This is a genomic window from Mesorhizobium sp. M0052 (assembly GCF_040323255.1).
GTDB lineage: Bacteria > Pseudomonadota > Alphaproteobacteria > Rhizobiales > Rhizobiaceae > Mesorhizobium.
Map to the genome: position 1 here is coordinate 177,834 of NZ_JAMYUS010000014.1, position 9,885 is coordinate 187,718.

The window sequence follows — 9,885 nt, forward strand, 5'->3', positions numbered from 1 at the left end:
TGGCTCAGCCGTCGACCGGCTCTGCGACCTGCATTAGGCAGTCGCCCGCCTCACACATCGTGTGCAGCCGGCGCGACAGCACCAAGCCGCTTTCGGCGAAATGCAGGGCCTCCTCGGCAACATTGAGCCGCTCGAGATCGTGGTACCAGCCGGCCAATTGTCCTGAAGTGACACTGTCGCCGAGCCTGGCGGCGGGCTCGAACCAGCCGCGGCGGGTGGCATAGAGGCCCTGGCTGTGCCTGGACAGGGACAGCAGCCTTGTCGGCGCTGAAGGCTTTTCGCCAGCGCCAAGAACCGGCGCGCCGACCACACCCATTGCTATCATCAGACGGTCGAGCGCGCGGGCCGTGATCGCCATCGAATCGACCGTTGCGGTGCCACCGCCGCCGAACTCACCGCTGACGCCGATGGCGCCGGCGCGGCGCGCTGCGCCCATCGAGGTCGGCGAGGCCTGGCCGTTGTCAGCGATAAAGCCGTAGGGCATGCCGAGCGTGCGCATCAGCTCGACGCCACGCCGGTGGCGCTCGGGATCGGCGTTGCGTTCGACCAGCGCGGTCGGCAGATGCTCCATCGACGTGCCGCCCGAATGGATATCGAAGACGACGTCGTGACGAGGAAACAGCTCCGTCTCAAGGAAATTCGCGAGCCGGCTTGTCGGCGTTCCCGAGGGATCGCCGGGAAACGCCCGGTTGAGATTGCCGCCGTCGAGCGGCGAGCAGCGCTTGGCGGCCATCACCGCAGGGGCGTTGGCCATCGGCATGATGGTGATGCGGCCCTTGATCCGCTTCGGATCGAGCCGGCGCGCCAGTTTTGCCAGCGACAGCTCGCCCTCATATTCGTCGCCGTGATTGCCGGCCATCAAAAGCAGTGACGGGCCGTCGCCATTGCGGATGAGGCAGATCGGCACCTTGACCTGAAAGTAGGGCGAGCGATCGATCGAGAACGGAATGCTTAGATGGCTGAGCGTCTTGCCGTGGCGGTCGAAATCGAGCGTGTGGGCGAGGCCGGTGTGCATGGTCAGACCGCCGCGACGGCGGTGATTTCGATGCGCAGATCAGGGTCGGCAAGCCGCGCCTCGACGCAGGCCCGCGCCGGCAGGCGGGCAGGATCGACCCAGGCATCGTAGATGCTGTTCATGGCCTCGAAATCACCGATCTGCGGCAGGAAGATGTTGACCGCCACCAGCTTCGACTTGCTGCTGCCGGCCTCGACCAGCAGCGCCTCGACTTTGGCCAGCACGTCGCTGGTCTGGCCTTCGATGCCGGCCTTGCGATCGTTGGCCACCTGGCCGGCTATGTGAACGAGGCCGCCATAGACGACTGCCTGCGACATGCGCGAGCCGGACTGAAAATACTTGATCATATCGGATCCTTTCGAGGTTCTCTTTTTGGGGGATCTGGTCAGCCGAACCAGGTGGGGAAAGCGTGGCGGACGTGGCCGGTCGCGTCGACGCCGAAGATCACGCGATAACGGTCGAGGCAGGTGCAGGGATGCGAGATGCCGAATTCGACGACGTCGCCGACGGCGATGTCGTCGCTCGGCGCAATCGACAGGAAGGAATGCTGGTCGTTGAGCTTGACCACCTCGGCGCGCGCCGCCGGCATCGGCAGCGGCTTGCGGGCACGAAAGACGGTGAGCGGCGTTGGAAAGCCCTGGTCGAACGACACGTCGCGCATGCCCATGCCGCAGATGGCAAGGCCTGGCTCCGGCCGCGACAGCACTTCGGCCCACAGGCGTAGCGCAGGGCGAAAGGAATGCCGCGCCGAAGCGCTGATGCCGCCTATGGCAAAACCCTTGCGGGCATCGAGGGCGCCGAGCGAACGGTCATAGGTGCCGTGGTCGTGGAAGAAGATGGCGCCGCTGCGCAGCACCAGCGTTGCGTTGCCGTCGCTGGAAACGAGGGGTGCAAGCGCCGCGACCGCCTGGTCGAAGAAGGCGGAGCCGCCGGCCGTGACGATCAGCGGTGCGTCGCCGCCGACGCGGGCACGCAGCCGCAGGAACATATCGGCGGTCATTGCCAGCAGGCCGGATATCACCTCATCGGTGCGACCGGGCTCGGGTTGCGCCGCCGCCCCTTCATAGGTCGCAACGCCGGCGATCAGCAGCCGCCCGCCGGCAGCCGTGATCGCGTCGGCGATGGCCTCGGCTTGCGCGGTGGTGCGGGCGCCCGCCCTGCCCGCACCAAGTTCGACCAGCACGCGCAGCGGCGGCAGCGCCGCATTGGCGCGCCAAGCCTCGGCAAGCGCGTTCACGGCGTCGACCGAGTCGGCAAAGACATAGAGCTCGGCATCCGGCCAGGCACCAGCAAGCACGGCCAGCCGGTTGGCGCCGCCGGCTCCGCCAACCTCATTGGCGATGATCAGCCGTGTCAAGCCGGCCTTCAGCATCACTGTCGCTTGCCTGATGTCGGCGACCGTCGTGCCCCATGCGCCGGCCTCGACCAGCGACCGGGCAAGGTCGGGCGCCATCGGCGTCTTGGCATGCGGAGCGATCGCGACATTGTGTTCGCGCGCATAGCGCAGGAACAGGTCGCGATTGGCGGAGAAGGCCGCCTCGTCGAGGGTCAGCACCGGAAGCGCCATGCGTCCATCGGCCGGATGCCAGCGCTCGGCCGCGACAAGGCTGCTGTCAAGCCCGGTTGTGCCGGGAGGCACGCCGCGGATGCGGTCGTCGAGCCGAAAATTTTCGTGCACCGAAAGGGCTGGAACCGGTGAGTTTTCAGTCATCCGATGCTAACCCTTTCACCGTCGCAACGAAGCCAGATCGATCGCCGGTCACAGCCTGAGAGAGATACGTGCCAGAACCTTACGCCGGACCGATCATCGACGCCCATCATCATCTTTGGGATCTCAGCCTGGGACGGCATCCCTGGCTCGCCGCCACGGCCGGCGAGCGCGGCGGCCTGGGCGAGCTTGGCCCCTTGCGGCGGAACTATCTGCCCGGGGATTATGCGCGCGATGCCATAGGGCATAATGTCGTCGCCACCGTCCATGTCGAAGCCGGCTGGGCGAGTGGCGACTGCATCGGAGAAACGCGCTGGCTTGAAACACTCGACAAATCGCGCGGCGTCGCCGCCCGCTATGTCGTTCACGTGCCGCTCGCCGATCGCCAGGCGCCGGCGCTGATCGAAGCGCAAGCCGCGTTCGAGCGTGTCGCCGGCGTGCGCGACATATTGAGCTGGGATCCCGACCCTGCCCGCCGTTTTGCGGCCCGTGACGGCATCATGGACGATCCGGCCTGGCGCGCCGGGCTTGCCTTGCTTGGCCAGCATCGGCTGGCCTTCGACATGATGGTGTTTCCGCGCCAGCTCGCCGACGCGGGGCGGCTTGCCAGGGCCTTCCCCAACCAGCAATTCGTGCTCAACCATTGCGGTAGCCCGATCGACCGCGACGCCGATGGCATGCAGGTGTGGCGCGACGGGCTGCGGCTTCTGTCGCAATGCGACAACGTCGCCATCAAAATATCGGATCTGGTCGCCTACGATCATGACTGGACGCTCGACAGCCTGAAGCCCGTCGTCCTGCATTGCATCGATTGTTTCGGCACCGGTCGCGCCATGTTCGGCAGCGACTTTCCGGTCGCCGGCCTGCATGCCTCGTTCGATGACATATATGACGGCTTCAAAACCATCACAGCGGGCTTTTCCGCCGACGAGCAGACGGCGCTGTTCTTCGGCAACGCAAAGCGCATCTATCGGCTCGACGATGTGTCATCGGCGCGCCTGCTCCCGGCCTGAGAGCAGCAGCAGGCCGAGGATCAGCGAGCCGAACAGGATGCTGCGCCAGCCGGGCGATGCGTTGACGACGGTGATCAGCGCGGTGATGGTGACCAGCAGGATGGCGCCGGGGATGGTGCCGGCATAGGTGCCGAGCCCGCCGAGGATCGAGGTGCCACCGAGGACCACGGCGGCAATCGAGGCGAGCAGATAGGGATCGCCGATGCCGACATAGCCCTGTCCGTTCATGCCCAACACGAGTACGCCGGCAAGTCCCGAGCAGAAGCCGCTGATGCCGTAGACCGCAAGCGTCGTGGACGTGACGGGAACACCGGACAGCGCCGCGGCAAGCGGGTTGGCGCCCATGGCGAAAATCCGGGCGCCGAGCGATGTCGCATGCATCGTGGTCAGCACGATCGCCGAGACGACCACCCACAACAATACGCCAGCGGGAATGCCGGCCGGCCGACCGTTGCCGAGCCAGTGGACCAGCGGGTTCTCGGCGGTCACGGCGCTGCCGCCGGCGATGATGATCAACAGACCCTGCAGGAATGTCGCCATGGCCAATGTCATGATCATCGGGTGGACGCGCAGCAAAGCGACGCCGAGCCCGTTGACCAGGCCGATTGCCGTGGTCAGCACCAGAACGGCAAGGATGGCGGTGATGCCGGTCGGATCCACCTGCCACGACAGCAGCGGCAGGCTGACGGCGCTGACCGTGACGATGGCCGCGACGGAAAGGTCGATGCCGCCGGCGATCACCACAAAAGTCTGGCCCGCGGCAACCAGGCCGATGACGGCGCCGAGCTCCACCAGATAGCGCAGATGGCCATAAGCGCCGAAGCCGGGCGAAACGAAGCTCGCCATGATCCAGACCGCGGCAACGATGGCACCGGTGAGAAACGGCCGGCTGCGCAGGACCGTCAGGGCGCGTTTGCGGCCCGCGCTGTCATTCCATGCTGTCATTGCTGTGCCTTGCGGAATTGCGGGATGGCGACCGCGCCGATGATGATCAGGCCCTGGGCCACATATTGTGCGACCGGCGTGAAGCCGAGGAAGAACATGACGCTGATCATCAGGCTGAGCAGCAGGCTGCCGGCAAGCGCGCCGCGCATCGTGCCCTGGCCGCCGAGGAAGCCGATGCCGCCGAGCACCGCAGCGGCAATCGAGTTCAGGGTAAAGGCGGCGCCGATGACCGGGTCGCCCGAACCGGTCTGTGCGGCGACGAACAAGCCGGCGCCAGTGGAGAGCAGACCGCTGACCGCATAGGCCGCAATGCGCGCGCCGTCGACCGGCACGCCGGAGCGATAGGCGCCGACCGGATTCTCGCCGGCGGCATAGAGGCTCAAGCCAAGCGGCGTGGCGAGATAGAGCTTCCACAGGAGAATGATGACCACCAGCAGCACGAATGCCGCCGGTGTGTTGCCGGCAAGCAGGTCGGACAGCCACGCCGGGATTGCGCCGCCGGGCCGCGGCAGGATCAGCAGTGCGGCGCCGCCGATGATGAACGACCCGGCAAGCGTCACCACGATGGCCGGCAGCCGAAGCCGTACCACGATGAAGCCGGTCGCCGCCCCGATGCCGAGGCCCGTCAGCGCCACCGCGGCAGTGCCCCCGGCGACGCCCAGCGGCCCGGCCATCGTCGTCGCGGCGATGACCGCGCCCAAGCTGACCGTCGCGCCGATGGCCAGGCTGATGCCGCCGGTGAGCATCAGGATCGCCTGCGCCATCGCGACCAGAGCCAATGGAAACCAGCTCTGCGTGAATTTGGCGAAGCCGGACGCCGTGAACAGACCCGGAAAGAGGACGCCATAGGCGATGAGAAACACCAGGACGACGACAAACAGGCTGCGCACGCCGACATTGCGACGCAGTTGCACCGGCCAGTAGAGCGCATCGGTCTGCCGGGCGGAGGAAGATCCGTTCATGCCGCAACCTTCCGCTGTTCGGCGCCCATCGCGGCGGAGACGATGGCTTCCTCGCTCAGCGCCCCACGCGCCAGCATGGCGACGATGCGGCCTTCGCGGACGATGGCTACACGGTCGCAAAGGTGCACGAGTTCGGGCGTGTCGGAACTGAGCAGCACGACCGCCTTGCCGGCGCCGGCGAAATTGCGAAGCATCATGTAGATCTCACGCTTGGTTTCGACGTCGACGCCGCGCGTCGGATCGTTGAGCAGAAGCACCAACGGGTCGTGCGGCATCCATTTCGCCAGCGCCACCTTCTGCTGGTTGCCGCCCGATAGAGCCTGCGCCGCCCGGCCGAGGTGACCCTTGATGCCGAGTTGGGCGGCAAGGCTTTTGGCCGTCTCGCGCTCTGCGCGGCGGCTGCGCAGCTTCAGCGCCGGCAGCCTGGCAAAGGCGGGCAGCATCATGTTGGTGATGATGGGATGGATCAGGTGCAGGCCCTCGCGCTTGCGATCCGCGGGCACATAGGCCAGCCCCAGCGCGTTGGCTTTCGGCACGCCGCCGGGCAGGCCGGAGGCGCCGTTGACGGTCGCCGACGCCGTCCGTGCCGGAATGGCGCCGTAGAGACCGAGCAGCAGATCTTCCTGCCCTTGCCCGACCAGGCCGCCAATGCCAAGCACTTCGCCCGTTTTGATATCCAGATCGACGTCGCGCATCAGGCCGGCCGAAAGATTTCGGACGGAGATAGCGTTGGCAGGCAAACTGGAAGGCTGCCATTGCGGAAAAAGATCACCGGGATCGCGGCCGACCATCAGCCGAACCAACCCGGCGGCGTCGGTGCCTTCCAGGGTGCGGTCGGCCGTGCAGGTGCCGTCCTTCAGAACGGTGACGTGCTGGCATAGCGCCATGACTTCGTTCAGTCGGTGCGAGATGTAGAGAATGGCGATGCCTTCGCCGCGCAACCGCTGCAGCAGATCGGTGAGGATTTTGGTTTCGGTTGCCGATAGCGACGATGTCGGTTCGTCGAGAATGAGCACGCGCGGCCGGCGGTAGAGCGCCTTGGCGATCTCCACCATTTGGCGGCGGCCGAGCGACAGATGCCCGACCGGCGTCGACAGCGGCTCGTGCAGCCCGACAAGTTCGCATGCGGCCCTCGCCCGCGCAGCGAGTTCGCGGTAGTCGATCAGGCCGAACCGTTTGGGATAGGCGCCGAGACCAACATTTTCGGCGATGGAAAGACTGGCCGTCAGGCTGAGTTCCTGCTGGACGACGGCGATGCCGGCCTGCCGCGCAACAGCCGGCGTCATGCGTGAGACCGCGCGTCCATCGACCTCGATCGTCCCGCCATCCGGTCTCAAGGCGCCGGACAAAAGGTTGATCAAGGTCGACTTTCCGGCGCCGTTCTCGCCGAGCAGCGCATGCACGCGGCCCGGCTGGAGAGCGATTGAAACGTCGCGCAGGACGGGGTTGCCGAAGAAAGACTTCGACACCCCGCGCGCCGCGAGCAGCGGAGCCATGGTTGTCAACGCTACAACCCTTCAGGCTTATTTCTGAGCCAGCAGCTTCTTGAACAGCTCCTCATCGTAAGGAGAAAAGATGTAGCCGTCAGCCGGGAAGTCCTTGGCCCGGGCGAGGTATTCGTCGATGTTGGAATTGTCGATCACCGGCAGCGGAATCTTGACGAAAGCCGGCACATCCTTGCCTTCCAGCGCCTGAACGGCGGTGTAGGTGGCGAAGGCGCCGAGCCAGTTCGGCTGCATCGTCGCCCAGCTCTTCAAGCCCTTTTCTTTCCAGAGTTCCAAAAACTGCCGGGCGTTCTCACCGGTGATCGGCACCTGTTCGCGGCCCTGCTTGTCGAGGGCCAGCACGGCGCCTGCCGACAGAGCACCGCCGAGCGACAGGATGCCGTCGATCTCGGGGTTGGCGAAGAGCAGGCTGGTGACGGCTTCCTGTGCCGGCGCGACGTTGTAGGGCGTGTTGGCCTCGGCAAGCACCGTCACGTCGGGATGGGCCTTGAGCTCAGCGTCGGCGCCTTTGCGCCTGTCATCGCTGACCGAAACCCCGGCGGGGCCATTGAGGATCAGGATCTTGCCCTTGCCGCCGATGGCGTCGATCAGGAACTTGGCGGCCTGGTCGCCCCATTGCGAAGAATCGGTGTTGACCTTGGCGGTGACCTTGTCGGTATCGACGAGGCTGTCGAAGTTGATGATGGCGATGCCCTTGGCGCAGGCATCGGCCAGAACGCGTGCAGGTGCGGTCGACGAACCGGCGATCAGGATGATGGCGTCGACATCGGAATCGATCATCGACTGGATCTGCTGGATCTGGACGTTGGCATCGCCCTGAGCGTCGGTGACGACGAGCTTGTCGACCAGTCCCTGCTTCTTCAGGGTCTCGACTTCGACTTCGATCGTGCCTTGGGTCTGCTTCATCCAGGTCGGCACGGAATAGATGTTGGCCCAGCCGATCGTGTACGGCGCCTTGCGGTCGCCCTTGATGCAGTTGGCGGCGGCATTGGCTGCCGAGCCGGCGCCAAAGCTCAGCACGAGACCGAGGCAAAGCGCGCTGGCGGATGCGAAAAACGGTGATTTCATCATGACTGTTCCCTTCAGAGGTTGTGGCCTCGACGTGCAGAACAAGGGCGAGGAAACCCGTCGGTCGCCGGATCTTGGAAACCGTGTGTCGCCTCGGGATTTGTCTGCGTCAGGCTCGTTAGTTTGTCTGGTATTTCAGACAATGTGTCTGTATATCGGACAAACTGGATGCTAGACCGAGCCTTGACATCTTTCAAGCGCCTTGAGACGAGAACCGAAATGATTTTGGCGGATGGTCATGAGCGACGGCACTAACGATGCGATCGGGAAGGAAGCCGGCGCGGAGCCGCGCAACGGCGAACGACGACGCGGCATTGACCGCGTCATCATGCTGCTCGAGGCGTTGCTGCGGCACCGCGCGCCAATGCGCGTCGGCGACATCGCCAAAATGATCGGCGCGCCGCGTTCGACCACCTACGAGATCGTCAACAGCCTGCTCGACGCCGAAATGCTCGAAAACGTCGGCGGTGAAGGTTACGTCTATTTCGGACGCGCCATGCATCTGTTCGGCTGGGCCTACTCACATCACAACGCCCATTACCGTCGCATCATCGAGACCTTGGATAAGTTGGCCGCCGAGACAGGCGAGACGGTCCAGCTATGCGGCCTGCGTGGCAACAAATACGTCGTTCTTGACTGCCGAGATTCGCCGGGCCCGTTCCGGATCTCAAGCGATGTCGGGGTTGAGGTGCCGATCCCATGGACGGCATCCGGACGGCTGCTCCTCGGCCATATGAACGAGCAAGAGTTGAGGGATTTCATCCCATCTGGCGACTACAAGCTTCCCGACGGCCGCATCATTGCACCAGCCGAATTCTTTGCCGATGTTGCCTTGGCCCACCGGCAGGGTTTCAGCGAGACCACAGCCTTGGCCGACCGTTTCACCTGGTGCATGGCGGCCCCCATCCGTGACGGCCACGGCGCCATCAAAAGGACCTTGTGTTTGGTGTTACCCGTCGACACGCCGGAGCCACGGCGCGACGAACTGCTTGCGTTGCTGCGCGAGCGCGCCCGTGGACTGTCTCTGGCGGGAGGCTGACGATCAGCCGTCGTGCACTCAGGTTGAAGCCTCTTAAAGGCACATGGATTCCGCTCTTCCCCATTGGTTCCATTTAGGTTCCGGACCTTAGTCCCATAGTCGGTGGATAAGGTCCGAACCAGGGAACACGCAACCGGAAGCCACATTAGGAGAAGACCGTCGATCAAAGTCCCTTCATCGCCGGTTGAGGATCCCGCCGCTCTTACTGTCGAGAGCGCGGCGGGATCCTTACGCGCGGAGCGAGCACATGAGATTTGTCGAGATTTTCACAGATGTGCTTACGGCCCTGCTTCTCGCTTTATTCGTGTGCGGGATATTCGCTGTTTTCGGAGGCCATCTGGTTCCTCCACGCTACGCAAAGATGGTGTTGCTGCCGGACCTCGATAAGATGACGACTGCATCATCTACACCCAGCTTGCCCGATTCCATCGACTTGCAAGTTCAAAAGCGCCCAGAGGTGCAAAGGTCTACCGGCGTGACACAGCGCGCAGTCGGTCTGGAGCCGCCAGTGCCATCCAGCAAGCGGTAAGAATCAGCGGAGGTTTTGGGTAGTGTGCTGAGAGTTCTGCAAATTCGCTGAGAGGGGGCGGTCATGGCAGGCTGGTGATTGTTCACGTCACCTGATTCCCG

The 9,885-nt window shown here is 64.6% G+C and carries 9 protein-coding genes; 2 read left to right on the top strand and 7 right to left on the bottom strand.

The window, feature by feature from the left end; genetic code table 11:
• Positions 1–4: 4 nt before the first annotated feature.
• From NKJ77_RS20175 to NKJ77_RS20185, 3 genes are read right to left on the bottom strand one after another with little or no spacing between them, the layout of a single operon-like run.
• Positions 5–1,015 carry a succinylglutamate desuccinylase/aspartoacylase family protein gene (locus tag NKJ77_RS20175; protein ID WP_023827910.1) on the bottom strand — a complete coding sequence of 337 codons (1,011 nt, stop codon included), beginning with the start codon at positions 1,013–1,015 and terminating at the stop codon, positions 5–7.
• A 2-nt stretch (positions 1,016–1,017) separates the two neighbouring features.
• Complete coding sequence (locus NKJ77_RS20180; RefSeq protein ID WP_023804501.1) at positions 1,018–1,362, bottom strand: RidA family protein; 345 nt, start codon at positions 1,360–1,362, stop codon at positions 1,018–1,020.
• Between the two features lie 38 nt (positions 1,363–1,400).
• Positions 1,401–2,726, bottom strand: coding sequence for an alanine racemase (locus NKJ77_RS20185; protein ID WP_031194652.1), 1,326 nt, complete (start codon positions 2,724–2,726; stop codon positions 1,401–1,403).
• Positions 2,727–2,794: 68 nt separating this feature from the next.
• Between NKJ77_RS20185 and NKJ77_RS20190 the strand changes: the two genes are divergently transcribed.
• Positions 2,795–3,736 carry an amidohydrolase family protein gene (locus NKJ77_RS20190; RefSeq protein ID WP_023830465.1) on the top strand — a complete coding sequence of 314 codons (942 nt, stop codon included), beginning with the start codon at positions 2,795–2,797 and terminating at the stop codon, positions 3,734–3,736.
• On the opposite strand, the gene NKJ77_RS20195 is transcribed toward NKJ77_RS20190, so the two are convergent.
• The 4 genes from NKJ77_RS20195 to NKJ77_RS20210 are packed head-to-tail and all read right to left on the bottom strand — an operon-like array spanning position 3,710 to position 8,219.
• Entirely contained in the window at positions 3,710–4,681 is a 972-nt protein-coding gene (locus tag NKJ77_RS20195) for an ABC transporter permease (protein WP_352535634.1), read from the bottom strand. The genes NKJ77_RS20190 and NKJ77_RS20195 overlap by 27 nt on opposite strands.
• Positions 4,678–5,643 (bottom strand): ABC transporter permease, encoded by a 966-nt coding sequence (locus NKJ77_RS20200; protein WP_023830467.1) that lies wholly within the window; start codon positions 5,641–5,643, stop codon positions 4,678–4,680. The genes NKJ77_RS20195 and NKJ77_RS20200 overlap by 4 nt, the downstream gene beginning before the upstream one ends.
• On the bottom strand, positions 5,640–7,139 hold the full coding sequence (locus NKJ77_RS20205) for a sugar ABC transporter ATP-binding protein (RefSeq protein ID WP_196815041.1): 1,500 nt from the start codon (positions 7,137–7,139) through the stop codon (positions 5,640–5,642). The genes NKJ77_RS20200 and NKJ77_RS20205 overlap by 4 nt, the downstream gene beginning before the upstream one ends.
• A gap of 27 nt (positions 7,140–7,166) precedes the next feature.
• On the bottom strand, positions 7,167–8,219 hold the full coding sequence (locus NKJ77_RS20210; RefSeq protein ID WP_031194655.1) for an ABC transporter substrate-binding protein: 1,053 nt from the start codon (positions 8,217–8,219) through the stop codon (positions 7,167–7,169).
• 229 nt (positions 8,220–8,448) lie between these two features.
• Between NKJ77_RS20210 and NKJ77_RS20215 the strand changes: the two genes are divergently transcribed.
• Entirely contained in the window at positions 8,449–9,255 is an 807-nt protein-coding gene (locus NKJ77_RS20215) for an IclR family transcriptional regulator (RefSeq protein ID WP_155923913.1), read from the top strand.
• Positions 9,256–9,885 lie beyond the last annotated feature (630 nt).

Excerpts from the sequence above, each read along its gene's own strand:
- NKJ77_RS20185 (WP_031194652.1), bottom strand. The coding sequence starts at position 2,726 with ATGACTGAAAACTCACCGGTTCCAGCCCTTTCGGTGCACGAAAATTTT.
- NKJ77_RS20205 (WP_196815041.1), bottom strand. The coding sequence starts at position 7,139 with ATGGCTCCGCTGCTCGCGGCGCGCGGGGTGTCGAAGTCTTTCTTCGGC.
- NKJ77_RS20195 (WP_352535634.1), bottom strand. The coding sequence starts at position 4,681 with ATGACAGCATGGAATGACAGCGCGGGCCGCAAACGCGCCCTGACGGTC.
- NKJ77_RS20175 (WP_023827910.1), bottom strand. The coding sequence starts at position 1,015 with ATGCACACCGGCCTCGCCCACACGCTCGATTTCGACCGCCACGGCAAG.
- NKJ77_RS20180 (WP_023804501.1), bottom strand. The coding sequence starts at position 1,362 with ATGATCAAGTATTTTCAGTCCGGCTCGCGCATGTCGCAGGCAGTCGTC.
- NKJ77_RS20210 (WP_031194655.1), bottom strand. The coding sequence starts at position 8,219 with ATGATGAAATCACCGTTTTTCGCATCCGCCAGCGCGCTTTGCCTCGGT.
- NKJ77_RS20200 (WP_023830467.1), bottom strand. The coding sequence starts at position 5,643 with ATGAACGGATCTTCCTCCGCCCGGCAGACCGATGCGCTCTACTGGCCG.
- NKJ77_RS20215 (WP_155923913.1), top strand. The coding sequence starts at position 8,449 with ATGGTCATGAGCGACGGCACTAACGATGCGATCGGGAAGGAAGCCGGC.